Annotated in this window: 20 protein-coding genes and 3 riboswitches; of the genes, 5 read left to right on the top strand and 15 right to left on the bottom strand. The window is 39.0% G+C overall.

Translation table 11 applies throughout. From position 1 onward, the window contains the following. Positions 1 to 126: 126 nt before the first annotated feature. On the top strand, positions 127 to 1,845 hold the full coding sequence (gene acsA / locus NQZ71_RS02690) for an acetate--CoA ligase (protein ID WP_317011253.1): 1,719 nt from the start codon (positions 127 to 129) through the stop codon (positions 1,843 to 1,845). A 48-nt stretch (positions 1,846 to 1,893) separates the two neighbouring features. Here acsA and NQZ71_RS02685 read toward each other — a convergent pair whose 3' ends face one another. The 4 genes from NQZ71_RS02685 to NQZ71_RS02670 all read right to left on the bottom strand — a co-directional run bounded on the left by NQZ71_RS02685 (position 1,894) and on the right by NQZ71_RS02670 (position 10,144). Further along, positions 1,894 to 2,628, bottom strand: a complete 735-nt coding sequence (locus NQZ71_RS02685) for an amino acid ABC transporter ATP-binding protein (RefSeq protein WP_144455013.1) — start codon at positions 2,626 to 2,628, stop codon at positions 1,894 to 1,896. Between the two features lie 17 nt (positions 2,629 to 2,645). Then, positions 2,646 to 3,392 carry an amino acid ABC transporter permease gene (locus tag NQZ71_RS02680; RefSeq protein ID WP_144455012.1) on the bottom strand — a complete coding sequence of 249 codons (747 nt, stop codon included), beginning with the start codon at positions 3,390 to 3,392 and terminating at the stop codon, positions 2,646 to 2,648. Positions 3,393 to 3,457: 65 nt separating this feature from the next. Further along, complete coding sequence (locus NQZ71_RS02675; protein WP_144455011.1) at positions 3,458 to 4,291, bottom strand: transporter substrate-binding domain-containing protein; 834 nt, start codon at positions 4,289 to 4,291, stop codon at positions 3,458 to 3,460. Positions 4,292 to 4,391: 100 nt separating this feature from the next. Further along, a riboswitch (Lysine riboswitch) is annotated at positions 4,392 to 4,575 on the bottom strand. A gap of 166 nt (positions 4,576 to 4,741) precedes the next feature. Further along, a complete protein-coding gene (locus NQZ71_RS02670; RefSeq protein WP_317011252.1) occupies positions 4,742 to 10,144 on the bottom strand; it encodes an OmpL47-type beta-barrel domain-containing protein in 5,403 nt (1,800 codons plus the stop codon). A gap of 82 nt (positions 10,145 to 10,226) precedes the next feature. After that, a riboswitch (cyclic di-GMP riboswitch) is annotated at positions 10,227 to 10,324 on the bottom strand. Between the two features lie 329 nt (positions 10,325 to 10,653). Beyond that, positions 10,654 to 10,753, top strand: a riboswitch (SAM riboswitch). A gap of 150 nt (positions 10,754 to 10,903) precedes the next feature. On the opposite strand from NQZ71_RS02670, the gene NQZ71_RS02665 reads away from it, so the two are divergent. Next, positions 10,904 to 12,043, top strand: a complete 1,140-nt coding sequence (locus tag NQZ71_RS02665; protein ID WP_144455010.1) for a 5-methyltetrahydropteroyltriglutamate--homocysteine S-methyltransferase — start codon at positions 10,904 to 10,906, stop codon at positions 12,041 to 12,043. 55 nt (positions 12,044 to 12,098) lie between these two features. Here the strand turns inward: NQZ71_RS02665 and NQZ71_RS02660 are convergent, their stop codons facing one another. The 3 genes from NQZ71_RS02660 to NQZ71_RS02650 all read right to left on the bottom strand — a co-directional run bounded on the left by NQZ71_RS02660 (position 12,099) and on the right by NQZ71_RS02650 (position 15,685). Continuing rightward, on the bottom strand, positions 12,099 to 13,373 hold the full coding sequence (locus NQZ71_RS02660) for a cation:dicarboxylate symporter family transporter (RefSeq protein WP_317011251.1): 1,275 nt from the start codon (positions 13,371 to 13,373) through the stop codon (positions 12,099 to 12,101). Positions 13,374 to 13,512: 139 nt separating this feature from the next. Then, on the bottom strand, positions 13,513 to 14,409 hold the full coding sequence (locus NQZ71_RS02655; protein WP_127739122.1) for a response regulator: 897 nt from the start codon (positions 14,407 to 14,409) through the stop codon (positions 13,513 to 13,515). A gap of 10 nt (positions 14,410 to 14,419) precedes the next feature. Beyond that, positions 14,420 to 15,685: an ATP-binding protein gene (locus NQZ71_RS02650; RefSeq protein WP_144455008.1), complete on the bottom strand. Its 1,266-nt coding sequence runs from the start codon at positions 15,683 to 15,685 to the stop codon at positions 14,420 to 14,422. Positions 15,686 to 15,855: 170 nt separating this feature from the next. On the opposite strand from NQZ71_RS02650, the gene NQZ71_RS02645 reads away from it, so the two are divergent. After that, on the top strand, positions 15,856 to 16,560 hold the full coding sequence (locus NQZ71_RS02645) for a DUF421 domain-containing protein (protein ID WP_317011250.1): 705 nt from the start codon (positions 15,856 to 15,858) through the stop codon (positions 16,558 to 16,560). Positions 16,561 to 16,616: 56 nt separating this feature from the next. On the opposite strand, the gene NQZ71_RS02640 is transcribed toward NQZ71_RS02645, so the two are convergent. The 3 genes from NQZ71_RS02640 to NQZ71_RS02630 all read right to left on the bottom strand — a co-directional run bounded on the left by NQZ71_RS02640 (position 16,617) and on the right by NQZ71_RS02630 (position 20,068). Next, a complete protein-coding gene (locus NQZ71_RS02640; RefSeq protein WP_317011249.1) occupies positions 16,617 to 17,291 on the bottom strand; it encodes a YdeI/OmpD-associated family protein in 675 nt (224 codons plus the stop codon). A gap of 111 nt (positions 17,292 to 17,402) precedes the next feature. Next, the gene (locus NQZ71_RS02635; RefSeq protein WP_317011248.1) at positions 17,403 to 18,866 is read right to left on the bottom strand and encodes a protein adenylyltransferase SelO; all 1,464 of its coding nucleotides are present in this window, start codon (positions 18,864 to 18,866) and stop codon (positions 17,403 to 17,405) included. Positions 18,867 to 19,039: 173 nt separating this feature from the next. Next, on the bottom strand, positions 19,040 to 20,068 hold the full coding sequence (locus NQZ71_RS02630) for a polysaccharide pyruvyl transferase family protein (RefSeq protein ID WP_317011247.1): 1,029 nt from the start codon (positions 20,066 to 20,068) through the stop codon (positions 19,040 to 19,042). A gap of 416 nt (positions 20,069 to 20,484) precedes the next feature. Between NQZ71_RS02630 and NQZ71_RS02625 the strand changes: the two genes are divergently transcribed. Further along, entirely contained in the window at positions 20,485 to 20,883 is a 399-nt protein-coding gene (locus tag NQZ71_RS02625; RefSeq protein WP_127739121.1) for a DoxX family protein, read from the top strand. Between the two features lie 35 nt (positions 20,884 to 20,918). Here the strand turns inward: NQZ71_RS02625 and NQZ71_RS02620 are convergent, their stop codons facing one another. The 3 genes from NQZ71_RS02620 to NQZ71_RS02610 all read right to left on the bottom strand — a co-directional run bounded on the left by NQZ71_RS02620 (position 20,919) and on the right by NQZ71_RS02610 (position 24,108). After that, positions 20,919 to 22,844 (bottom strand): FUSC family protein, encoded by a 1,926-nt coding sequence (locus tag NQZ71_RS02620; RefSeq protein ID WP_260055196.1) that lies wholly within the window; start codon positions 22,842 to 22,844, stop codon positions 20,919 to 20,921. Between the two features lie 194 nt (positions 22,845 to 23,038). After that, positions 23,039 to 23,692, bottom strand: a complete 654-nt coding sequence (locus NQZ71_RS02615; RefSeq protein ID WP_186304050.1) for a PspA/IM30 family protein — start codon at positions 23,690 to 23,692, stop codon at positions 23,039 to 23,041. Between the two features lie 17 nt (positions 23,693 to 23,709). After that, the gene (locus tag NQZ71_RS02610; RefSeq protein WP_144455001.1) at positions 23,710 to 24,108 is read right to left on the bottom strand and encodes a hypothetical protein; all 399 of its coding nucleotides are present in this window, start codon (positions 24,106 to 24,108) and stop codon (positions 23,710 to 23,712) included. Between the two features lie 228 nt (positions 24,109 to 24,336). Between NQZ71_RS02610 and NQZ71_RS02605 the strand changes: the two genes are divergently transcribed. Further along, entirely contained in the window at positions 24,337 to 25,629 is a 1,293-nt protein-coding gene (locus tag NQZ71_RS02605; protein ID WP_275008518.1) for a globin-coupled sensor protein, read from the top strand. A 75-nt stretch (positions 25,630 to 25,704) separates the two neighbouring features. Here NQZ71_RS02605 and NQZ71_RS02600 read toward each other — a convergent pair whose 3' ends face one another. Both NQZ71_RS02600 and NQZ71_RS02595 read right to left on the bottom strand, forming a co-directional pair. Continuing rightward, positions 25,705 to 26,124, bottom strand: coding sequence for a MarR family winged helix-turn-helix transcriptional regulator (locus NQZ71_RS02600; protein WP_144455000.1), 420 nt, complete (start codon positions 26,122 to 26,124; stop codon positions 25,705 to 25,707). Positions 26,125 to 26,192: 68 nt separating this feature from the next. Then, positions 26,193 to 26,927, bottom strand: a complete 735-nt coding sequence (locus tag NQZ71_RS02595; protein ID WP_144454999.1) for an SDR family NAD(P)-dependent oxidoreductase — start codon at positions 26,925 to 26,927, stop codon at positions 26,193 to 26,195. Positions 26,928 to 26,988: the final 61 nt, after the last annotated feature.

The raw sequence follows: 26,988 nt of genomic DNA, 5'->3' as shown, positions 1-26,988 counted from the left end.
TTTGTTTCGTTTTCGCTATTTTATGTAAAATAGTCATAATAAAGCGTTTTCATCATTAGAATTGTGTATATGGTTTTTTGACAGTTAGAGATTCCGTAAACTATGTGAGGAAGGATGATTTATCCGATGAAAATGGAAGCGTTTCCACCTGTTGAGGGCAATTATAACCTCCAAAACTATGAAGAGATGTATGAAAAGTTTCAATGGGACCAAGCAGAAGAGCATTTTTCATGGCATACAACAGGAAAAGTCAACTTGGCTTATGAAGCGGTCGACCGACACGCAGAAGGTTCAAAGAAGGATAAAGCAGCCCTGTGTTATCTCAGCAGCACAAGAAATGAAACCTATACATTTAACGATTTAAAACAAATGACAAATAAGGCTGGCAATGTATTAAGAATGAAGGCGGATGTCAAAAAAGGAGACCGAGTATTCATATTTATGCCCCGCTCACCTGAGCTTTATTTTGCTTTATTAGGTGTAATTAAAATCGGAGCCATTGTCGGGCCTTTATTCGAAGCCTTTATGGAGGATGCGGTCAGAGATCGTCTCTACGACAGCTCTGCTAAAGTTCTCATTACAACACCAGAATTATTGGAAAGAGTGCCTGTTCAGGACCTTCCTGCTCTAGAGACGATCTTCCTCATTGGGGAGAACATTGAGGAAAAAGGCCAGTATGTTGACTTTCAAAAGCATTTTCAGGATGCCTCTGCTCAACTTGATATCGAATGGGTGGAAAGAACAGATGGTTTGATTCTTCATTACACTTCTGGTTCAACAGGAAAGCCTAAAGGGGTACTGCATGTTCATAATGCCATGATTCAGCATTATCAGTCAGCGAAATGGGTTCTTGATTTACAGGAAGACGATATTTACTGGTGCACAGCTGACCCAGGCTGGGTAACAGGCACTTCATATGGCATCTTCGGACCTTGGCTGACTGGTACAACAAATATTGTAGCTGGGGGCAGGTTTAGTCCTGAAGGCTGGTACAAGACGATTGAGTCTTTCGGCGTTACTGTATGGTACAGTGCACCTACCTCCTTCAGAATGCTCATGGCTGCAGGGGAACCTGCCTTAAAAAGCCATAATCTCAACTCTTTGCGACATGTATTAAGTGTAGGCGAACCGTTAAATCCAGAGGTTATCCGCTGGGGGCAGGAATCCTTCAAGAAAAGAATCCATGATACATGGTGGATGACAGAGACTGGCGCACAGCTTATATGCAATTATCCATGCATGGAGTTAAGGCTTGGATCAATGGGCAAACCACTTCCTGGTGTTGAGGCGGCCATCCTTGATGATGAGGGAAATATCCTTCCACCTAACCAGATGGGCAACTTGGCCATAAAAAAAGGCTGGCCATCCCTAATGCATACAATCTGGAATAACCAAGAAAAGTATGACAGCTATTTTCCTTTCTCTGATTGGTATGTTTCGGGTGACAGTGCTTATATTGATGAAGAAGGGTATTTCTGGTTTCAAGGCCGTGTTGACGATGTTATCATGACCGCTGGAGAAAGAGTCGGACCTTTTGAAGTTGAAAGTAAGCTGATCGAACATCCAGCTGTTGCAGAAGCAGGTGTTATCGGCAAACCAGACCCTATTAGAGGAGAGATTATCAAGGCTTTTATAGCTCTTAATGATGGTTATACAGAATCTGATCAGCTCAAGGAAGAAATTCGGCAGTTTGTTAAAACAGGCTTAGCCGCACACTCTGCTCCAAGAGAAATTGAATACTGTCAGAAAATACCTAAAACAAGAAGTGGCAAAATTATGCGCCGTGTCTTAAAGGCATGGGAACTTGGACTGCCTACTGGCGATTTATCTACATTAGATGATTAAAAAAACACCTCCAAATGTTAATTTGGAGGTGTTTTGAAAGTATATTGCCTATTTTAATGTGCGCTTCAAAAATTCCTTTGTACGCTCTTGAGTTGGGTTCAGGAAGATTTGCTCAGGAGTGCCTTCCTCTGCAATGACACCCTTGTCCATAAACACTATTCGGTCTGAAACCTCTCTAGCAAATTCCATCTCATGGGTAACAATCAGCATTGTAAGTCCTGACTCAGCAAGCTCCTTCATTACTTTCAATACCTCACCAACCATTTCTGGATCAAGTGCTGAAGTCGGCTCATCAAACAACATTACATCTGGCTCCATTGACAGCGCTCTTGCGATAGCAACACGCTGTTTTTGACCGCCTGACAGCTGTTTTGGCTTGGCATTTACGTAACGATCCATCCCTACTACTTTTAAGTATTTTAGCGCTATTTTTTCTGCTTCCGCCTTTGAACGCTTCAATACCTTGACTTGCCCTACTACGCAGTTGCTTAAAACATTATGATTATTAAAGAGATTGAATTGCTGGAAAACCATTCCTAATCTTCTGCGATAAGCGGAAATATCATGCTTATCATCAAGAATGTTTTCCCCCTTGTAGATTATTTGACCACCGCTTGGCTTTTCCAAAAGATTGACACAACGAAGAAGGGTCGATTTTCCGGAACCTGAAGAGCCGATAATGCTGACAACTTCTCCTTTTTTAACTGAGAAGTCAATGTCTTTAAGCACTTCATGGCTACCAAAGGCTTTGCTTAAATGCTGAATCTCAATGACTTTTTCCATAGTCTCTCCTCCTTCTTTTATTGCTTCATCCCTGGCTGTGCATCAAGTTCTTCGCCAAGCATTTTGTAATTGTCTGGTCCTTCTAATCTTCTTTCAATATACAGCAATATTCTTGTGACGATAAATGTCATAACAAAATAGATGACACAAGCTACAAAGAATGACTCAAAATATCTGAAGTTATTGCCCGCTACTGATTTCGTCATGAAATAAAGCTCAGAAACAGAAATAACGTTTAATACAGAGGTATCTTTAATATTAATAACAAACTGGTTGCCTGTAGCCGGCATAATATTGCGGATAACTTGAGGCAAAACAACATTCATCATTGTTTGGAAGTGATTCATACCAATTGCCTGTGCAGCCTCAAACTGCCCTTTTTCTACTGATACAATTCCACCGCGAACAATTTCCGCCATGTATGCCCCAGTGTTGATTGACACAACAATCACTGCCGCAAGCATTACATTCATATCTATATTAAATGCCATCGCTGAGCCATAATAAATGACCATTGCCTGTACAATCATTGGTGTTCCACGGAAAAACTCAATATATATTGAAAGTATAATATTAATCACTTTTAGAATAATTTTTTTAAAGCCACGCTCCGGCGCCGGTATTGTGCGGATAATTCCGGCGATCAAGCCGATTGCTGCTCCGATTATTGTACCGATCAATGCGATAGTGAGCGTCATGCCTGCACCGCGCAGGAACATCGGCCAGTTTTCGGTAATAATTTTTACGATCCATTCAAAACTCATCGTTCTCCTCCTTTACTCATCATAAAACCGACTGCACAAAAAGACAGCCGGTTTTATTGTAATCATTATTTTGCTGCAGGTTGGTTTACAATTGCATCATCCATGATTTTCGTACGGTCTTCTTCTGAGATACCTTTTAGTACTTCATTTATTTTATCTTTAAGATCACTGTCTTTTTTCAATCCTACAGCAATTGCTGTATCATCCTCAGATGTTTCAAAGCCATCCTTGAACTCAACCATTGCAAAGTTTTCATTTGCATTTGAAGCACTAACTGCTTCTGGACGTTCTGTAACATAGCCGTCAATTACACCAGACTCAAGAGCAACACGCATTGCCGGGAAGTTGTCCATTGCTGTCTGTTTAGAAACTCCTTTGATTTGGTCAATAACAGAGTAATGGAATGTATTTAGCTGTGCTGTGATTTTTGCTCCTTTAAAGTCTTGAATAGATGTTGCCCCTTCATATTTACCGCCTTTTTTAACAACCATCACCAAGTTGGACTTGTAGTAGTTATCTGTAAAGTCGATTGTTTGTTTACGCTCTTCCGTTGGAGACATACCTGCAATGATTGCGTCAATTTTACCTGAAGTCAATGCTGGAACTAGTCCATCCCATTCTGTTTTAACAATGACTAGCTTTTTACCTAAGCCATCAGCGATTTTTTTAGCAACTTCTACATCATAGCCACCCGCATATTCAGAAGTGCCATTGATTTTAACTGCTCCGTTAGAATCATCATTTTGTGTCCAGTTAAATGGAGCATAACCCGCTTCAAGTCCTACTTTAAATGTATCTTGATCATCCCCGGATCCGGAGCCATTGCTTGTCCCGCACCCAGCCAAGAGAATAATAGCTGAAAGCAACAATAAAAATAGTAGTGATGCTTTTTTCTTCATTTTGTTTTCCCTCCACATGATATGTTGAGCCTCTAAACAAAAAGCGACCTGAGATACACTCAGGTCGCAATATATAGTTGCCCTAAAGTCCTCTCTTTTTTCCTGAGATAGCACAACTCAATAAACTGGGAGTTTATTGAGACAGTCCTGCAGCTATTGACTGCAGACCCAGCAAGCAATTTTGAGATAAATTGCTCACTTCGGCGATATTTCCTTCTCTTTAGCATCATTGCCTTCTCAAGCTCCGCTTAAAGACTGTTAAATATCGCGCCTCTACCTCACTGACAAAAGTGAGGTCTAATATATTAAGTTTATACCTTTTAGGCTACAGGAAGGAGCCTAATCTGTCAACCTCGATTTCCGGAGAATATATTGGAAATTCTGTGACAGAGTGCGCTTTAAATGTGCATTTTTAACATTTTCTATTAACCAAAGACGCATAGATTGATACTATCTAAAGCACCAAAGTAAATTGAATAGAGAGCCTAATAAACAATTGCCTTTATAGTTACAATCCTTTGCTTCAGCAGTTGTCTTACCGACTACATAGTACTTGTTGTTCAAAGACCCTGTAAGTACTAAATCAACATCTCCTGATTTCCAATCAAAATCTTCTCTGTCGAATTTGAACTGCCCTTTTTCTGCTTGCAGCAACATGCCAAAGCTGTCCGCTGAAGGCGCAACTCCATTCAGTCTGACAGAGGAAACGTTAAACTTTAAAGATTGATATTTCTTAGGCAATATTGCTTTAACTGTAAAGGTACCTTTATTACCTTTAATGACCTTTGGTAACACCTCAAGTGTTACAGGTATATAAGCATTGATTGTTTCTTCTTTAATTGTAGTCAAGCCGGCACCGTTTGTCGCTTTAATGCTTATCTTGTATTCACCAGGCTCATTAAGCTGAACGGCTTCACCATTTTTGTATGTTTTACCATTAATAGTAGCCACTTCTGATACAATACTTGATTCATCATCTGCAGAATGAAAATTCAATATAAGCTTTGTGCCTAGTTCATAAAGAGACTCATTATTGAAGGAAATGACTGGAGCCGTTTTGTCTATTTTCACTTCTGCTGTTTTAACTGCTTCTTTGTTGCCCGCTTTGTCTACAGAATAATACGTGATTTCATTTATTCCTTCTTTTTCTATCGTAAAGGATGTTCCCTCCACATATTCTGCTCCGTTAATAGAGTAGTAGGTTTTTACCGTTCCACTCAAATTGTCAGCAGCAGTTAATGTAACAGAAACCTCTTTAGTTGACCAGCCCTCTTGTCTATCAGAAGCTGTTGTTGGGGCTGTTTTATCTATTTTCACTTCTGCTGTTTTCACATCTTCTTTGTTACCAGCTGCATCCACAGAGTAATAAGTGATTTCGTTCGTTCCTTCTTGTTCTACTGTAAAGGATCTTCCCTCTGCATAGTCTGAACCATTAATAGAGTAGTAGGTTTTTACTGCTCCGCTCAACTCATCTACGGCAGACAATGTGATTGTTACGTCCTTATTCGCCCAATCCTCGTTAATATCTGAAGTTGTTATTGGCGCTGTTTTATCTATTCTTACCTTTGCTGTTTTCACTTCCTCTTTGTTGCCAACTGCGTCTACAGAGTAATAAGTAATTTTAATTATTCCTTCATGTTCTACTGTAAAGGATGTTCCTTCTTTATACTCTGAGCCATTGATAGAGTAATAGGTTTTATCTACCCCGCTCAACTTATCTGCGGCAGAAAGCTTAACAGTAACATCATCATTTGCCCAATTCTCGTTAGCATCTGCTATTGTTGTTGGTGCTGTTTTATCAATACTCACTTCTGCTTTTTTCACTTCTTCTTTGTTACCAGCTACATCCACAGAGTAATAAGAGATCTCATTTGTTCCTTCTTCATCTATCGTGAAGGATACTCCTTCTTTGAAGTCTGAGCCATTAATAGAGTAATAGGTTTTATCTATCCCACTCCATAAGTCGGAGCCTTCGAGTTGGATATCAACCGTTTGTGCATATTCTGGCACTTCACTCATTTCAGTCTCAGGTGCCGTTTTATCCAGTTTGACATAGGCAGTTTTCACTTCTTCCATATTTCCTGCCTTATCAACAGAATTAAAAACAATCTTATTAATTCCTTCTTGATCAACAAATATGGAGTTTCCTTCTTGAATTGGTCCATCATTTAAAGAATAATAAGAATTTGCTATACCAGTTATATCATCCGTTGCTTCAAGCTGTACTGTTTGGTTTACATTCACCCACTTGGACGGTGCATCACTTGTTGTAATAGGTGCCTGAGTATCAATGATTAACTTCGCTTCCGCTGTCTCTGATGGTTTGGACTCACCAAAGGAATTGCTGTATGAAGTCACATAGTATTGGTGATTTCGATACGTTAAATCTTTTAGCTCATAAGAAAGACTATTTAAGTTTTCAACAAGCAATACTGGCTTACCATCAATGATTTCATATACATTATAGCCATTTGCGTATGTGACAAAATCCCATGAAATTCTTGCACTTGTATCACTGAGCAATATTAAAGAAAGCTTTGGTGATTCCATTTCGGGATATACAATCTTCTGAACAAACGATTCAGAAGGCAAGGACTCCACAAAACGGTTGCTGTATGCTGTAACTTCAAATGTGTGCGTTTCTTCTGACAGATTATAAACTTTATAGCTCAGCGCTGTCCCGCTGTATAATAGCTCTCTTTTTCCATCCGTCACTTCATAGACTCTGTAACCATTTGCCCATTCAGTTGCTTTCCAAGACAGTGTAATATTATTAGCATTGAAAATACTGCCGCTGACCACTGGAACTTGGACAATTGGCCATGTTAAGTTGAATGTAATTCTTTCTTCCTTTATTGACTCACCAAAACGATCGCTGTACGATTGCACAACATAAATGTAATCGCCTTCCGCCATATTTTTATATGTTACAGACGTGCCTGTGACTGTGCTTTGGAACACTTTTTCACCATCGATTATTTGGTATACCTTATAGCTTTTTGCATACGCAGATGCATTCCACTTCAAAACAATATCATTTCCATTAACAATAGACTTCGTCAAGTTTTCTTGTGCCTGCATAATTGGCCATGTTAGGTTAAACTCTAACTTACTTCCATCTGCAGACTCACCGAACCGATCACTGTAGGAATACACAACATACGTATAATCGCCTTCTGGCATATTTGTGAAGGAAGCAGATGTCCCTGTTGCCGTTTTAACTAGGATTTTTTCTTCCCCTGATAGTTGATAAACTCTGTATTCTTTTGCATAAGATACAGCATTCCATTTTAATGTAATATCATTTCCATTCGAGATTGTTTTTGTGAAGCTCTCCGGTGCCTGCATAATTGGCCATGTTAGAGTAAACTCAAGCTTACTTCCATCTGCAGACTCACCAAAACGGTCACTGAAGGAATGGACAACATATACATAATCGCCTTCTGGCATATTAGTTAAAACTGTACTTGTTCCTGTTACTGTGCGGACAAGCTGTTTTTCCCCATCTTTGTATTGATAAATATGATAGCCTTTTGCATAAGTGACAGCATTCCATTTCAATGTAATATCATTGCCGCTTGTAACGGTTTTTGTTACGTTTTGCGGCTGTGCCATCTGCGGATATACTAATTTATCCTTCACTTCCCCGCCAACAGGTGATTCTCCGAATAAATTGGAATATGCCTTTATTACATAATTAATATCGCCTTCTGACAAATTAGTTAGTGTTACACTTGTTCCTGTCACTGTGCGTTCTAGTGTCTCTTCTCCATCTATTACTTTATAGATCTTATAGCTATTTGCATATTGAACAGATTTCCATTTTAATGTCAGGTCATTTCCATTAGTAATTGTATATGTGATACCTTCAGGTGCTGCTAATACTTGACCGCTTAGAGTCACCTCAAGTGGAGTTCCTTTCTCTGATTCACCGAAACGAGCAGAATAGGAATATACCTCATACTTATATGTGCCTGGTTGAATGTTGGAATAAGTGATACTCGTGCCATTTACATTACTCTTTAATACTTTCTCTCCATTTATTAGCTGATAAACTCGATAGCTGGATGCATAATCTGCTTGGTTCCAGCTAAGTGTGAAAGCCGATGGATTCAATGTTGTCGATACTAATTCTGCAGGTGAGGCAAGCTTTGGATAGACAACAGGAACACTAACGGAAGTCCCTTTCTCAGACTCACCAAACCGGCTGTTGTATGCATAGACTTCAAATGCACTGTTCCCCTCAGACAAGTTTGTTATGGTTGTTGTTGTGCTGGAAACAGTTGTCTTTAATGTCTTCTTCCCATCGATAACTTGGTAAACTTTATAGCTTGCAGCATAATCTGCCTGTTTCCAAGTTAACACGGCATCATTCCCATTTTTTAATTCGTAGCTAACCTCTTCAGGTGCTGACAATTTTATTTGTTCAAGCTGGAAGGATAATGGTGTTCCTTTTTCTGATTCACCAAACCTTGTACTGTTTGTGTGGACTTCAAATTGATAGCTTCCTGCTGTCATATTTGTATATGTCACAGTTGTTCCTGTCACAGTGCTTTTTAGTATTTTCTCTCCATCAACGATTTGATAGACTTTATAATTCGTTGCATTCTCTGCAGCAGACCAGTTTAAAACAATATCATTGCCATTTTGGATTTTATACGTAAATCCATCAGGAGGATTTACCGATACTGTTTCAATGTTCACTGACAGCTTAGCACCTGTATCAGATTCTCCAAATCTGTCGCTGAAAGAATTTACTTCATAATCATGATTGCCTCCAGCAAGCTTCGTTAAAGTCGCTGTTGTGCCTTTCACTGTTTCCTTTAATAATTTTTCTCCATCTATAATTTCATAGATTTTATAGCTCGTTGCATACGGCACAGCGTTCCAGCTTAATATAGCGTCATTCGTGTTTTGAATTTTATATGCCGCGTTTTCAGGTGCTGTCATAATAATAGAGCCAACCTCTATATCAGCCTCACTGCCCTCAAGTGAATCTCCAAAGCGGTCGCTTGATGCGTAAACCTTATAGTTATAGTTACCTGCAGGCAAATTTGTGAAGGTTACGCTAGTGTTTGTTACCGTCTTTTTCAGCTCTAACTCTCCGTCGCTAACTTCAAAGATTTTATAACTAGTCGCATATTCTGATGCCTGCCAATTCATCGTGACATCCGTGCCATTTTTAATCGTAAACGTTAGATTTTGCGGATTCTTCAATATTGGGTGAACTAAATCGACGTTAACAGGATTCGTTTCAGCAGATTCGCCATAAAGCTTATTATTAGCAGTTACAGAATAAGAATATGCTCCTTCCTCTGCTTTTTCGATCGTAAAGGTTTTTGCTGTCGTTGATGTCAGCAACGATTTCTCATCGGATTTTGTTATATAAATATTATACTTTTCGGCATAAGTCGCTGACTTCCATGAAAGAACGATATCACTTCCATTTTTAACTGTCGAAACAAATTCCGTCGGTGGCTGCATTTCAGGATATGTTATTTCAGCACTCACAGGTGCAGAAGGTCCTGATTCCCCATCACTCGTCACTGTCGCAACGACATATCTGTATGAGCCTTCTGAAAGATCATTTAAACTGTAGCTTAATGCTGATGTACTGCCTACCAATGTAAGCTGGCCATCCTTTATTTGATAAATTTTATATGATGTTGCTCCATAAACGGTACTCCAAGTCAGCTTTCCATCATCTGGACTAAACGATTGATAAGCCAAGTTACTTGGCGGCAAGGCGCTTCCAATCTCTGCAGCCTTTGTCATTCCAACAGGTAAAGCCAGCTGGTATACAAGGAGCGTTAATAGTAAAAAAGACTTTATAAATATAAATTTTCCCCTCATCCAATAGTCCTACCTTTCGTGTAAAAAAAGGCAAATAAAAAAGACCCCGCAGAAGGTCCATAGAGTTAAAGCTATGACTTCTTGTGGTAACCGGCTGCCATAACATCTGCTCTAAAGGCAGTATATTTTAGGCCCATAGCTTTGCGTCTCATAGTTTCCCATGATTTGCCCTTTTCACTTTCACTTTTTTTGTTCTTCGTTTATTTTAATCATTAACTAGGTCTTTTCTACCTCCTCATCACTCATAGTATAATAGGACTATTAATTTATACAAGATAAATTTAAGAGATTTATAAACCTTTTTTATCCAATATTAAGACTGTGGAATATTTGTACTCATTTGCTCTTTCCAAATACTGATTAATAGAAAATAATTTCCTATCCTTTTTTACTTTGCAAACTATTTTAAAATTAATTCTGAAAATTCAGTTGACAAATAAACCCTTAGCGTTTAAATTAATATACAAGATTAGCAATTGGTTAATCTACTTAAAGTGAATAGCAAAATTATCTTATCTAGAGAGGTGGAGGGACTGGCCCTTCGAAGCCTCAGCAACAGGTTACTTTAACACTGTGCTAATTCCAGAAAGCAATGCTTGAAGATAAGAAGAGACCCGAACTCGTTCATTAAACCCTCTTCTTATGATTAAGAAGGGGGTTTTTTATTGATACATAGTTTAAATTCCGTTTTTTGCCAGACCGAAATCAATGTTTATTTAACTAAAAATACTAATCATAAAAAGAGAGAGGGTTTTTCATATGTCAAATAAAATTCCATTCCGCGCAGATCACGTTGGGAGCTTACTACGTCCGCAATCATTACTTCAAGCTAGAGCAGATTTTCAAGCAGGAAAAATTACTGCTGATGCATTGTACGAAATTGAAACAAAAGAGATTGAACGAATTATTGATAAGCAGATTGAAGCAGGGTTAGATGTAGTAACAGATGGAGAATTCCGCCGCAGATTTTGGCATACTGATTTCCTAGAGCAGCTTAATGGGATAGAGGGCTTCGTACCAGATAAAGGCTATCCTTTCAGCAAAGGGGAAACAGAGCGTTACACAGTCCGTAACAAAGGAAAAATTTCCTTCAACCCTGACCATCCGCAAATTAAAGACTTTGTGCTTTTCAATGAATTAGTCGATGGCCGTGCCGTGGCGAAACAAACGATTCCTAGCCCGAATCAGCTATTTAATATCGGTATTCGCGACAAAGAAACATATCCAGAACTTGAGGAATTTACGAAGGATATTATCCAAACATATCGTGATGCAATCCAAGCCTTCTATAATGCTGGTGTGCGCTATCTTCAGCTTGATGATGTCTATATTGCTGGTCTGTCCTCACCAGATATTCCATTCAATGACGGTGAATACTCAAGGGAAGTGCTGATTGAGCTTGCTCTTCGTGTCATCAATGAGATACTGGAAGGCAAACCGGAGGATTTATCTGTAACAACTCATTTATGCCGTGGAAACTACCGCTCAGACCATGCTTTTTCTGGCAGCTATGACATTATTGCACCAACATTACTTGCAAAGGAGAAGGTTGATGGCTTCTTCCTAGAATATGATGACGAGCGTTCAGGTACATTCCAGCCTTTAAGTCATATTCCAAGCGATGGAGCAAAGGTCGTTCTTGGTCTTGTCACATCTAAAACAGGAGAATTGGAAGACAAAGAGGCTATTAAAGCACGCATTAAGGAAGCCTCCCAATATATTTCCCATGATCAGCTTTGCCTAAGCCCTCAATGCGGCTTCGCTTCAACCCATCATGGAAATGAACTGACAGAAGAGCAACAATGGGAAAAACTAAAATTTATTGCTGATATCGCAAAAGAGGTTTGGGAAGACAAGGAAAAAAGCTTGACTGCTGCAGGTAACGCAGAAAAAGCATAATGTATAAAAAAACTGGCCTCCTTTTATAAAGGAGACCAGTTTTTCTAAATTTTACTTATGCAGTCTTTTTAAAAGTAGCATAATACTTGTCTTTTTTAGCTGTATCAAAACGTCCTTCCCACTTGGACATAACAACTGCTGCCAAAGAGTTACCTACAACGTTAACGACAGTACGAGCCATATCAAGCAGTCTATCAATTCCAGCAATAAATGCCAATCCTTCAAGAGGAATGCCGACAGTACCTAATGTCGCAAGCAGAACCACAAAGGAAACCCCTGGTACCCCTGCAATACCTTTTGAAGTAACCATCAACACAAGCACTAACGTTATCTGTGTTGTAATACTTAACTCAATGCCGTACATTTGGGCAATGAATAAAGCGGCCAGCGCTTGATACAAGGTAGACCCATCCAGATTAAAGGAATAGCCTGTTGGAACTACAAATGATACAATATCTTTTGGACACCCAAACTTTTCCATCTTTTCTATTACTTTTGGCAAAACACTTTCTGAGCTTGATGTAGTATAAGCCAGAAGCATTTCATCCTTTAATACTTTCATAAGGTGGAAAATATTAATACCAACTATTTTTGCAATACCGCCAAGTACCACTAGAATAAAGAAGATCATTGTCGCATAAACAAGAATCATTAGTTTTCCGAGTGGCAGTAATGACTGAATACCAAACTTGGATACAGTGACACCAATAAGGGCAAATACTCCAAATGGAGCAAATCTCATGATAAGATTTGTTACCCAGAACATTGCGTCCGCAACACCTTCAAAGAAGGCAAGCACAGGTTTTCCTTTATCACCGATTGCAGCGACACCTAAGCCAAAAATGACTGAAAAGAAGATGACCGCAAGCATATCAGCATTCGCCATTGCTTGGAATACATTGCTTGGAACGATGCTAACAAGAATATCCAGCATTCCATGGCTTTCAACTTCCTTCGTTGTCTCCACATACTGGTCAATATTACCTTTTGCTAGTGAAGACATATCAACACCATTACCTGGTTGGAAGATATTCGCCGCAAGCAAACCTACGATAATGGCAATTGTCGTAACAATCTCAAAGTACAGTAAGGATTTTCCGCCAAGCTTTCCTAGCTTCTTCAGGTCACCAGTGCCGGCAACCCCTATCACTAATGTAGAGATAATGATCGGTACAACAATCATTTTGATCATGTTAAGAAAGACAGTTCCGATTGGCTGTAGGTATTTCTCTACACCAGGATTTCCGTAAAATACTGCTCCAACAATGATCCCCAGCACCAGACCAACAAGAATCTGGTAGGCTAAAGTAAACTTAAACTTTTTCTTCATTATTTTCACCTCTTTTGTGTTAAACCTTAACGTCATCAGTCAGGATATAACACAGTTTACAGGCTACTTATAAAATCCGACAAAATCCTAAATTTAATTGTTTTTTAATATGTCTAAATTTTTAAAATTATAAAATATTCTAGTGTGTTTTATTATATTTTTCTAAAGTTTCTAGATAGAGTACTTGAAGAAATTTTTTAATATTAACCTTCACCTTTGCCGTGTCCCCTCTACCCTCTTGGATATGAATCATATGAGTTCTTATTTCCTGAAAATCAAAGTAGCGAGGAGCATAATATTCAAACTCTGGATTAGTATAGTCAATCGCACCTAATGATGCGAGGTTATTAATAGCTGTCAGAATTGTCCTGCGAATGCGCTGCTCAATTGCCTTCGTTTCTTTTTTGACTTCCGTTAAAGACGCTCCACTTCGTCCAGCAAGCTTTTCATATAATTCCTTTAAAGGTGGCAGTTGCGGAGAATGGCCTCGTTCATTTACTAGATATTCAATGATGGAAATAATATCATCACTGCCTGCTTCACCGATAATTCCCATATAGTTAAGGGTTGATAAAACAATCTGTTTAACACTTTGCGGCTTTTGCAATGTATTGTTTGCAAGTCCAATGTTTGCAAGAGACTCCTGAATTGTCAGCAGCGATTCCTTAAGTCTGCACTGTTCAACTATTTTTTTTAAAATACTTTGTACTTCAATCCGATTGATTGGCTTATGGATAAAAAACTCTACTCCCTTTTTATATGCCTCGCCAACCATCTCCTTGTTCACAATTTGCGATATCATGACAAATTGCCCTTCATAGCCTTCCCGTTTTAGCAAATCTATCGTTTCTATTCCATCCATTTCTGGCATGAGCAAGTCAATTAAAACAACATCAGGGTGCATTGTCATGATAGCTGATAAGCATTCCTTCCCGTTGTCAGCCTCTCCAATTGCAATGCCAAGGTCTTCTTCTTCTATAATATTCTTTAACATTGTTCTGCTCGCCTTGTCATCATCTACAATATAATAACGCAGAATTATCAACTCACTTTCTTAAATGTACCGTTGGTATAGATATACGGAAAATTGCTCCTGCTTTCGGTGTTTCTACTTCTATGCTTCCATCCAGCTGCTGAACAATTTCTTTGACATGAGATAAACCAATACCAGTTGCGGCAACACCTTTATCATTAAACTTCGTCGTATACCCTGGTTCAAACAGGATCGGCACGTCCTCTTCTTTTATGCCTGAGCCTGTATCCTCCACAACAAAGCAGGTTTTTCCGCTTGTTTCAAATAAGCTTATTTTTATGCTTCCTTTTCCTTCAATAGATTCTACAGCATTTGCAGTTAAATTATTTAAAAGGGCCAGCATAGGGATATGCATTTCCGTTTCATAATCTGAACTGAGCTTCAATTGAAAGGAGATTGTTTTCTTTAAATATTCCCCATACTTTTCATTTGCCAATATAACCAGCCTCAATAACTCAGAAAGTGTTAAGCTATTTTCCTTCTTTTGAGACGTAATTTTGGAAATCCCCGCTAAGACCCGCTGAGAGTCTTTTTTGACTTCATGAATTTCCTGGGCAATTTTGAGTGCTTGCATGCTTAATGATAGCTCTTCTTTTTTCTTCAATTTTTGATATAAATCATAGCTTGAGGCTGTTATTTTTTCGATATGATTCATTGATTTCTGTAAATAGAGTGCTTCTGCGTATAATTCTGAGCCCACTCCAAGCATTTCCTCCACTCGCTTTCTCTGTTCCGATACAGTAATGGATGCATAAAGACCAGCAACAAAGAAGCTGCGGAATAAAGCTACTGCACTCATAAGGGCCCAGCTCCAAAAATCAATATTTATATTTTCCTCCATTTCAAAACGCAGCAGCTGCTCTGCCGCATTTCCTAAAAATTCAAAAAGAAATGCCCATGCTCCTAAAAGAAATGGCGATGATTTATATCTTTCCACTTTGATAATATGAAAACCTAGCGCATAGATAAAATAAAACAGAAAAGCAGGAAAATGGCTGATAAAGCTTGGGAAAAATTCGCCATTCCGCAAAATCATATCTTCTAATGTCCTAACGATAACAATTGTACTGGCAGTAATGACTCCTGCCCTCCATATCGTTTTAGGCGGCCATATCAATATCAGCATAAAAAAAGTAATGCCGCCAAGCCCAAAACGAAATGCTTCTCCATCAAATGGGACAACCTTTATTTCACTCGCAATTGTGGTAAGTATTGCAATTAGTGTTATTACAACTCGGTTAGAAGGGAATTTACTGAAAATTTTATTGCCAATAAACATTTTTTTCTCCTGTTAGTATCATTTTTTCTTACAATGTATAGATTGCCCTTTATTATAGCATTCACCTAATTCTCCTGCCGTGTATTACAGCAGCATATTTTTAATATTCATGATTATGAATATTGCTTCGGTGATAAACTAAGCCGATGACACAGAGGAGGCGTAATTCTATGGATTTTCATCAAGGCCAAGAAACACTAACTGCAATTGAATGGATACTTCGAGCTATTATTGCCTTTTTTTTCTTAGTTATAGTCGGAAAGCTATTAGGTCATCGTTCCATTTCACAATTACGGATGCTGGATTTTGTAATAGCATTAGTAATTGGGAACGTTATTGCTCATCCCCTTTCAGAGGAAAAGCTTGGTCTAAAAGGCTCCATGCTGACAACCTCAGTTCTTGTTGTCCTCTATATTGCAGGAATAAAACTGATGTTAAAATGGCGTTGGTTCCAAAAAGCCATTAACGAGGACCCAATAACCGTCGTTCAAAACGGTAAGATACTCTATGATGGTCTAAAAAGAGCCAGAATCTCTATTGATATCCTTCTAGGAGAGCTGCGGGGGAAGCAAGTGGATAGTATTAAAAAGGTGGCATTAGCCACATGGGAGCCAGACGGAAGTATTTCTGTTTTCCTTGAAACAAAATTTGCTCCTGTCACCCCATCTTCACTCCAACTCGAAACTGCTCCTTTTGAATTGCCAATCACAATAATAAAGGATGGAAGGATTGATATAAAAGAACTGGAGCGTCTCCATAAGCAGGAGGAATGGGTGAAATCAGAACTGAAAGCTCAATACCAAGCAAAAGTTACAGACATTCTGCTTGCTACAATTGATCACCAAGATAATTTGGTTGTTTTCTTCTACAGATAGAGGCTGATGGCATTAGTTACCACCACTCCTTAATCCTAGCTGGCAGTGTTACTTTATCAATTATGCTCCCGGCGATACAGGTCACGGCTTTTAAACCCTGCTTCAAGAATTACTTTCATTTCTTGTCGCCTTTTTTCCTTTGTGGCCTCTTGCTTAGCACTATATACATAACGGGCCCAATCCCTTTTATATCCCGGCGTTAATGACTGGTAAAAAGAAAGAAGGTCTACATGTTCCGCCAAGTCATTTTCTATTTGCGGGATATGTCCAATATAGTCTCCGACAGACTGACTCGGCTTGTTAGCTGGCTTCATTTTCCCCTTGGAGTCCTCCTTAAGTCCAACAATAGTAAATACTTCGTCCATGCCAACCATTCGGCTAAATTTAACATTGCTGCTACCGATAAAGCCGTCCTTGTTTGCCTCAAGGCCATCCATAAGCTCATCACGGTGAATGAAGGTGGAATAAACTTTATTCCCTTTTTTAGGATATGCGAGATAAAGGTACCCCCCTTTATTTATGTAGCAACCCTCTATCACTTCGCTCACGATACGCCTCATTGATTCCATGTCGAGGACAAATGCAAAAATCAAATCATAAATTTCTCCAGAAACGAGCTTTGTTCCAAAGCTCCTAAACTCTTCCGCATATGGACTGTTTTCCGGCATATAAAGTACTGCTTTATGTTCATATTTATGCAAGCTTAATTTCTCCGTTATTGTTTTAGCCACAGTTTTAACTACTCTCCTTATGTATGGGAAAAACCAGGTTTTCACTTAAATAAGTAATGCTGCCATCATTATAGGCAGCATCCTGAAGTTTATGCAAGGGCACTACAGTGTTTAAGTGCCGCAGAATGTTCGGTATGGTCCACTTGAAACAGGAAGCTTCGCATATTCTGCCTGCTCTGCTGTATGAGCATATGGTTGAGATAAGACGTCAAGCAGCCTCTCCATTACCGTGTAATCACCATGCTCGACCGCAGCCTCTAATGCCTCCTCAACTCGATGATTCCTTGGGATAACAGCAGGATTTGCTTTACGCATCTGCTCTTCTGCTTGAGCTTTTGTTTCCGTTTGCCTGCCAAGTCTATCCTGCCAAAGCTTATGCCACTCTTCAAACTCTTTGCTAGTAAACAACGCAGTATTATCAGTTTTCGTGAAGGTAAGGGCCAGGAACGTATTCGTATAATCTGCTTGATACTTCTCCATCAACAGAAGCAATTTATTGATTAGATCCTCGTCCTCTTGCTCTGCATGAAAGAGTCCTAGCTTCATTCGCATACCATTAAGCCAATTTTCTTTATATAAATCCATATATCCTGAGATTTTCTCTTGAGCTAATTCCAGTGCTATTTCATCCTCATCATGAATTAACAGCAGGAGACTCTCTGCCAGGCGGGCTAAGTTCCAGCCACCAATTACAGGCTGATTGCCGTACGCATAACGCCCTTCAGAATCGATTGAGCTAAATACTGTGTTAGGACTATACACATCCATAAAAGCACAAGGACCATAGTCAATTGTTTCCCCGCTGATCGTCATGTTATCTGTATTCATGACACCATGGATAAAGCCGACTAGCTGCCATTTGGAGATAAGCTCAGCCTGTGTTTTTATCACTTCCTCAAGGAGGGAAAGATAGCGGTTCTCTTCGTTTTCTAATTGCGGATAATGACGCTTTATCGCATAGTCCGCAAGAGCTTTTAGCTCCTCATTGCTTCCCCATTGTGCAGCAAACTGGAAAGTTCCGACACGAAGGTGACTCGCAGCTATTCTTGTCAAAACAGCACCCGGAAGCCTTGTTTCTCGGAGGATATCCTCACCTGTCAAAGTAATGGCCAAGCTTCTTGTAGTGGGAATCTGCAGGGCATGCATTGCTTCACTGATAATATACTCCCGCAGCATCGGTCCTAGTGCTGCGCGACCATCTCCACCGCGGGAATATGGTGTCCGTCCTGCACCCTTCAGCTGAACGTCCACTCGCTCTCCATTTGGGGTAATCTGCTCTCCCAACAGAATTGCACGTCCATCACCGAGTCTGTTGAAGTAACCAAACTGATGGCCCGCATATGCCTGGGCAAGTGGGTCCGCACCCTCAGGACAATCATTTCCTACAAATACTCTTGCACTCGCTTCCCCTTGAAGAAGCTGAGCATTCAAACCTAAGTCTTCGGCAAGCTCTTGATTGAACAATACTATCTTTGGTGCAGCTGCAGATGTCGGCATTGTTCTAGTAAAAAACTTTTCTGGGAGCTGAGCATAGCTATTATCTAAATTCCATCCAGCTTCATTGCTTTTTGTCATAGTATCCCCTCTTCTAACATGTGATTAGTCCTTACTAATGTTTGCTTCTGTACCCTTATTATACTTTTATTTCAATCAGAAGGCTTTCTTCATGAACTAAGTTTACTGCTTTTCATTACTTCAAGCTTTTAGACTGAAAAAAGACTGTCCTCTGACAGTCCATTTCCACCTGATTAATTTTTGAAGAAGTCCTTTAACGGCTGAAAATCCTCTGCTAAATGGATGCGGTTCGGCTCTGCCCTCATTAGCTTTTCCACTAGTCTTTCTAACTCGCCGATATCCTGTGTATCTGTATATTCAATGAAGTTAAGCTCATCCAGCCAATCCGTATAGGAGTGTTTTGCCTTCCCATAACTATTACCAAACACAAGGCAAGGGGTATTTGTGATAATGGAAAAAACCATTGCATGCAAACGGTCTGTTATGACAATTTTGCTTGAACCAATTTTTTCGAGCATTTCTAAAAAGTATTTTTCTCGTTCATCATAATCAATAATGTCTACTTCTGAAAGCACTGTATCTGTTCTGTCAACAGGCCCAATCTTTTCAGACCATTTCATTAATTCCGTAATGAAATCTTCATCTGTCACTTTTTCTTTGTCTGCCCTCAATATAAACAATACCCCGTCCCTTTTCAGCTCTTTAGGTACAATATCAAGGGAAAGAACCATATCCGGAGTATATATGACATCAGAATTAAAGGTATCCTTCACAACCTCGAGGGTTTGCGATTCTCTTGCCGCAATTGTTAAATGGCGGTTTTTATGATAAGCGTCCTGTGACTTCTGTTTTTCCAAGTTGCCTTCTTCCGTATCTTCAAAGTAAACAGACTGAGGAAGAGAAATCGTTTTGTAATCCTTGAAAACCTCAAATACCTTCCTTCTATCCTCTTCAATCTCCAAATACAGGCTGCCGAGATTTCCACCTCCTGTAAAGCAGACAATATCATCTTCTTTAATTATCTCTTTTACTAACTTTATTCCTTCCTCTGTCGCGTAATCCATAACTTCTATATATTCATAATATGGAAAATGATTTTTTATAAATTTTTCCTCTGCATATGCTATTGCCTGGTCACCGATATTTGTGTAGCTTGGTGAGCCGAAAAGGAATACCTTTCTTTTATCATTTAACAAGTCTTTAGCATCAATGTTAGGTGCTATGCCTTTTACTAGTTTTCCTGCTAATATTTCTGTATTCATTATTAGTGCCTCCTTCTAACAAAATTACTATTTTGTCTCTTTACCCCGTAAAACACGAAGTATGCCTATTTTTTAAAAAGGGACACCATAGAACACAGTCTTCCAAAACAATATATTAGTAAAATATATCTATTTCCGACTATTCTTATTTACTTTCAAAAAAAGAAATGCGTATAATAACAACTGATTATTATAGATAGCTTAAATAGTGAAATGTACTAGTTATAGAATTTCTGCACAGGGTAAAAATGCGAATGGACTGTTCTCAAATGTACTAACAGAAATCATATGAAGAATAATGATTTTGCAGGAAATTGCTTGTATAAGTTGAACTTTTTGTCCATATAATAGGCAATAAAAGTTTTTACTCAAAACAAATATTGGAAGAAGGTATTAGCATGGCTCATAATATCGTAATGATAAATAGCGGGCTTTTGATTATTCGACTTGTAGTGGGATTGACTTTTGTTGGTCATGGTGCCCAAAAGCTTTTCGGCTGGTTTGGCGGGACTGGAATTGAAGGAACAGGCAATTGGCTGAAAACAATCGGTCTTGCAAAGGGAGCGAAGGTTTGGGCGATCCTAGCAGGATTATTTGAATTTATCGGTGGTTTGCTTTTTGCTTCCGGTGTACTTACGTGGCTAGGTGCGGCGATGATCGTTATTGTCATGATTGATGCCATTTTCGCTGTCCATGGGAAAAATGGGTACTGGATGACTGAGGGTGGATTCGAATACAATTTTGTTTTGATTGCAGTGGCAATCGGCGTTGCCCTAACAGGACCTGGTGACTATGTTTTGTTATATCAACCTTAATACATATTGAAAGCTGGCTGCGGCCAGCTTTTTCTTTACTCCAATTGCTCCATTCCCTTTTGCAGATTGAGAACTTCGCTGCGTAAATGGGAAAAGCCTTCGACAAAGGGAAGCTCCTTTCGTTCAGGATACAAATTATTCTCGATTGATAGAGCCATTATTTCCATAGCGTAAAGCCATTGAGCTAGCTCGCTTTCAGGAAATTTCTTCTCCTGTCCATACTTAATGCTTATATTCAACTCATGGCTAATTTGTTTAATGGAAAAGATAACTGGCCATAATGCCTCCAACCTTGCTCTATTCCCAAACAATTCTCCCAATGCCGATTGATAGACAGTCACCAAGTTGGTGAGATTTGTCTGCATTTTACTCTGCTCCTTACTTTGTATATATTCATATGGCATGTAATTAGAGTACATTGCTACAAGGAATTGACCTTGACTGCGGATTGTTTTCGCAACGAAATGATTTAACAGATTGGAGGCAGATTTCCTGCCAATCAACACTACACCTGCCAGTCCAATAAGACTTCCTATCAGAATATCTGTCACTCTTACAACTGCAAAATATGGATAGTCAAATACTTGGGAAGAATACTCGGCCATAATGAGTGCGGATGCTGTAAAGAAAATCGCCGCAAGCCCATAATTACGGACGATAAACAGCTCTGTTAAAAATGTTAAACAAAGGATAAGAAGAGCAACCACAAAGCCATTGTGCACAGTAATAAGGATTACTCCTGCAATAAGTAAGCCGATAACTGTCCCCATCATCCTTTGCACTGCCCGGTGAAAAGTGGCAATAATAGTCGGTCCACTCATGACTGCCGCACATGAAAGTGGAATCCAATAGGCGTGCTCAAACGGAAAAGAATAAGCAATTAATGCCGCTATTATTAAAACAACCCCATACTTAACAGAAGAAAGAAATACAATTGAGTTTTTATCAACCGCACCTAATAGTATTGTTTTTAAGGAAGGCTTTACAAACTGTTCATGCTTTAATTCCTCTAACGACGCCATTAAAATACCTTTTGCCTCAAATACCTTTTTGGCTATACTCTCTATTTCCGCAGACATCTCTTCAGGCAAATCACCTTCTTTACTCGGTAAATTGCTTGCACCAATCATGTCACTGATTTCACGGACAGATTGCCCTAATGCTGGCGGAATCTTATCAGTGCTAGTAGAAATTGCTGCTATGCTTGAATAAATTAAGTTAGCATGCTCATTTAATAGAAAAAGCTGATTCCATAGTTTTGTGGACGGTCTAGAAGAATAGCCCGCAAACAGAACAGCTTCTGCTTCACTCATGACATTAATGACTCTATGCCTTACCATATTCACATTGCTTGTACCTATAGAATCCATTAACTCAGCAAGCTCACAATATACCCTTTTCACTGCCTTTATTTCAGGTTTATGAGGATGAAAAAACCAGCCAAGCATGGCGAGAATCCAAGATAAAGATCCACCTAAAAAAACAAACCCTGCCCGAATTGGCGCAAGAGATGGATCAACCGGCATGCCAGTTGCCATGGCAAAACAAAGAACAAAAAATAAGGCAGATGGTCCGGTTATTTTCAATGCTCCAAAAATAAAGATTGCCAACGCACCGATCACACCCATCATCAAAACAGATAATGCAACATATGGCGCCAAAATGGTGCCCATAAATACAGAGAAGGTAATAGACAACAGCACAAGAAATATCTTTTTGGCTCTTTGAACGTAAGGAATATCAAACACATATAAATACGTGAATCCACCTATTCCGGCCAATAGTCCATTTTCAAAGCTCCCGAAAAGAACACCTATAAATACAGGAAGTGCTGCAGCCAAACCAGCATAAAAAGCCTTCACCCAAGGAAAGGGATTCTTGTTTACCTTAAAGGATTGTTTTAAAACAGCATTCATCCTTTTAAATGAATCGTGTAATAGTCCATCATCTATATTACTCATTTTAGAGAACACTCCTTTGTTAGCTTTCAGGGATTATTTAATGAAAGGGGTCTTGATTAGAGGGAATATATGCAATGTAGATCAACCTTTAGAGCAATGGGGATATTGTTTTAGTATTCCTCATATCTAGTAATGTTATTCTACAAACAAATTAGACCCCGTTCTTAAACAGGGCCTGTTTTGTCTTTTATTTTTTAACCTTTTAACTTCTCTAATTCCTTCGAAACCTCATCATCACTTACATATGAGAAGCCTGTCCCAGCATAGCTGTTTAACGGGTTTTTCGAATATCCGCCTGCTTGTACTTCTGCTTCCATAAATAGGATTTTCTCCTCTGCCTTCGTTATTCCTCTTACAATATTGTCTGCACTAAAGGTGCTCGAAACCCTTTGAATTTGCTTAATGGAGTTTGCGACATTTGCACGAGATGCAAGCAAGATCTTCTTATGCTGAAGCTCATTATAAGTAACTAGCAGTTCATTGTACTTTTCCTTCAGGATATTCGTTTGCTCCTTGATAGCTTCTAATTGCTGCCCGTAGATGCTGAGCTGCTGCTCATGATTGATTTTTTCTTGAACTGCAAGCCTTGCAATTCCGTCCTCACCCTTTTCAATAGCTAGTTTAGCTTGGCGAGTTCTTCTTTCCATTAATTCCTTCGTTTGTCCAATTAGTGCTGCTTGTTTGTTTTCTACAAAAATTTGTCGTGATAAAGCTGATTGAGCTTTTCCGAGCTCATGCTCCATTTCCCTTGTATATTCATTAAGCATTGCAATCGGATCTTCCATATTATCCAATAACCCATTAATATCTGCACTTGCAATAGTTTTTATTCTTTTAAAAATACCCATAATATAATCTCTCCTTTTTAATTTGTGTTGTTTCTTTCCCATTCATCTAAAACAGAGGCATTGCTGAAATTAACTGTTGGCTTAGGTGTATTCATTGTTGAAGTAGGAATAAACTGCTCCATTGAATTGGATTTTGACTTTTTCTTTAGAAGCTTAACAACCAAATTAATTACTACTATCACAATAATCAGGAAGAATAAGAAGCCTAACCATGAAAAACTTGGCCCGTGGTGAAAGCCACCCATCATTTGACCATGACCAAAGCTACCTTGACGCAATCCGTTACCCATTCCCTGTCCATGACCAAAGGCTAAAGCAGCAGCACCTCCAATCAGTTTTGTGATGAAGCTAATTGCCAATATAAAAGAGGCAATTACCAAGCTCCAAAAAACACCTTTTTTGAATCTAGCATTCATTGTTTTCTCTCCACCTTTCCTTTTCGATAGTTGTAGTTTAGTAGCCTTTGGTGAAAAGTCGGTGAAAAGCAAACTGTTTTATAAAATTTATTTAAAAAAGGAAATCACAACAAAAAGGAAATATTATACTAACTCTTAAAATCCGATAGTTTTTACCGATATATTACATGTAAAAATTTGCATATAAATCGGATTTATTTATTTTTAACAGGAGTGATAAACTTGAATATGTTTGCAAAGAAACAAAAAGCAGCCAGCTTAAAGGAGTTAGCCGAGCAGGAACGGCATAAAGTAAAAATAGATGTCACACAAGATGCTAATTTAGTTCAACAGCTGGCAGTAATAGACCTCACTTTAGAAGAATTAGCAGTAGCTAGAGTATTACAGCCATTTATTCAAGCAAATATTGAAGCAATCTATAACCCTATTTATCACCATACTAATCCTGGAATTCGCAAAGTAGTGGACATGACTTCAATTGGAGTAGATTTGAAGGGCTGCCAAGAATATGTGATAGGCTTCTTTGATGGTATTATCGATGACCAATTTGCAGAAAGAAGGATGAATATTTCTAAGTACTATTTGGCGGTGGGTGTAGAGGCACGCTGGTATCTTTGTACAAACGCCGTATTTGTTAACACTATTCTTGAGCTACTTAAAGAAAAATATCATGAGGATATTGAAAGCATGACTTTAGCTGCTAAAGTCACAGCTAAAATCTTTAACCTAGAGCTGCAGCTATGCCTCGCTTATCTGCAGGATCTGCAAAATGAAGCTGCTATAATGAAAGAAATGGAAGCAAAGCAACAAGTCAAAAAAACAATCGGTTCTATTACGGAAGAATTAGCAGCGATGTCAGAGCAGGTTGGAGCATCTGTAACTGATGTCGTTGTTCGGTCTGAAAGCATGACGAAGGAATTGGATGAAGGATTGAGGTCCTCTATAGTCACATCGGAATCTTCTATAAAAGGAAGCAGACAGCTTGATCAAGTTATTGAAGAGACGGTCGCATTAAAAGACAGCGTAAATGAAATCAAGACAAGTGTTGGTTCACTTGAGGCTAACTCGCGGGAAATTGGTGATATCGTAGCAGTTATCACTACCATAGCAGAACAAACAAATCTTCTTGCTTTGAATGCCGCAATAGAAGCTGCAAGAGCCGGGGAGCACGGGAAGGGTTTTTCTGTTGTCGCTGCAGAAGTACGAAAGCTGGCTGAGCAGACGAAGCTTTCTTCAAGCAATATTACAAGCTTAGTTCTTTCAACAACAAAGCAGATTGAAGATGTCGTCAAACAAATTAATGAAGTAAACTCTAAAACCATTTCAGCAAACCAAAATGTCCAAGAGACAGTAAACAGCTTTGATGAAATTTTGACAGCAAGCATAGTAAGCACGGAAAAAAATGAACTGAATAATAAAGAGATGAGCAATTTCACAAACATTTTAAAAGAAATTGGTGAAGCTGGCTCCAAGGTAGCAGAATTAGCGGATGAGTTGAACCAGACAATGCAGGGTTATTAAATTAACGTATGAAGAAGAACAGAATCAGCAGACGAATAAGAGCTTTTTACCTTTTTATTCGTCTTTTTCCTGTCTCTAAGTTTGTCCATTCAGCTTCTCAAATATCTTCAACATCTGCAGTCTTTCTTCTTCTGTGAGGGTTTCAAACAGGTTTCGACGCAGCATCTCCCCGTCTCTGTGGGCTTTAACTACTATCTCACTGCCCTTTTCTGTAATACCCAAATAGATGATTCGACGATCCTTTTCATCTACAATCCTTACGGCTAATCCCTTGTGCACTAGTTTTTCTGATAAATGTGTCAAAGTGGGAGGAGTCAACCCTAAAGCCTTCGCAATATCAGATGGACGGCTATTCCCCTTTTTCTCCAAATGGCTAAGAACAAGAATATGGGAAATGCCAAGATCCTCATTAAACATTTTATTCCATTTAATGATTAAATTATTAGTAACCTTGTCCATATTATGGATGATCTCGAAAATCGTCTTTTCTTCCATAAATATCCCTGCTTTCGAAAAGTGTTAAAAGCCCCTGATTTTATCAGGGGCTCTCTTATCATACATTACTATTGTGCTGAGAATCCACCATCAATCACCAATTCTGCACCTGTAATATAGTCAGAATCATCTGAGGCAAAGAACAACGCAGCTTTCGCTATGTCAGCGGGCTGTCCCAGCCGCTGAAGTGGTGTTGCTTGAATCAATCGGCCAAGCAGATCTCTAGAAGTGCTCAAGGACTGTGTCATCGGCGTTTCAATAATGCCAGGGAAAAGGGCATTAACGCGAACTCCATCATGACCAAAAGTAGTAGCCGCTGCCTTTGAGATAGCACGTACTGCGCCTTTAGATGCAGAATAATGATTAAAGCCTTGACCAATTTGAGCCGTGTAGGAGGAAATATTGATAATAGAACCTTTCTTTTGGGCTGCCATTAAGGGAGCTACATGCTTCATCCCTGCAAATGGACCAAAACCATTAATAGAAAGCATTTTCTGCCAATCATCAAAATTAATATCCTGATACATTTTTTCAGAGGAAATCCCGGCATTATTTACGAGTATATCAATCTTTCCGAACCTTGATACCACTTCTTTCACTAGATCCTGCCAATCCTCATCAGAAGCTACATTCAACTTTATCCCATACACATTTTCCTTTTGGCTAATCGTTTCTAGTGCTGCCTCATTAATATCTGCAGCAATCACAACAGCACCTTCCTGGCAAAATAAATCTACCATGCATTCCCCGATTCCTGATGCTCCACCTGTGATAATAGCCACTTTATTCTCTAATCTTCCCATCTTTAAATACACTCCTAACTGTCTTTTGCTTTTATTTAGATATCTAAATATATAATTGGCC

The organism is Niallia taxi, assembly GCF_032818155.1.
Taxonomy (GTDB): Bacteria; Bacillota; Bacilli; order Bacillales; family Cytobacillaceae; genus Niallia; species Niallia taxi_A.
Note: the sequence above shows the minus strand (reverse complement) of the source record. Positions and strands in the feature narration are given on the sequence as shown.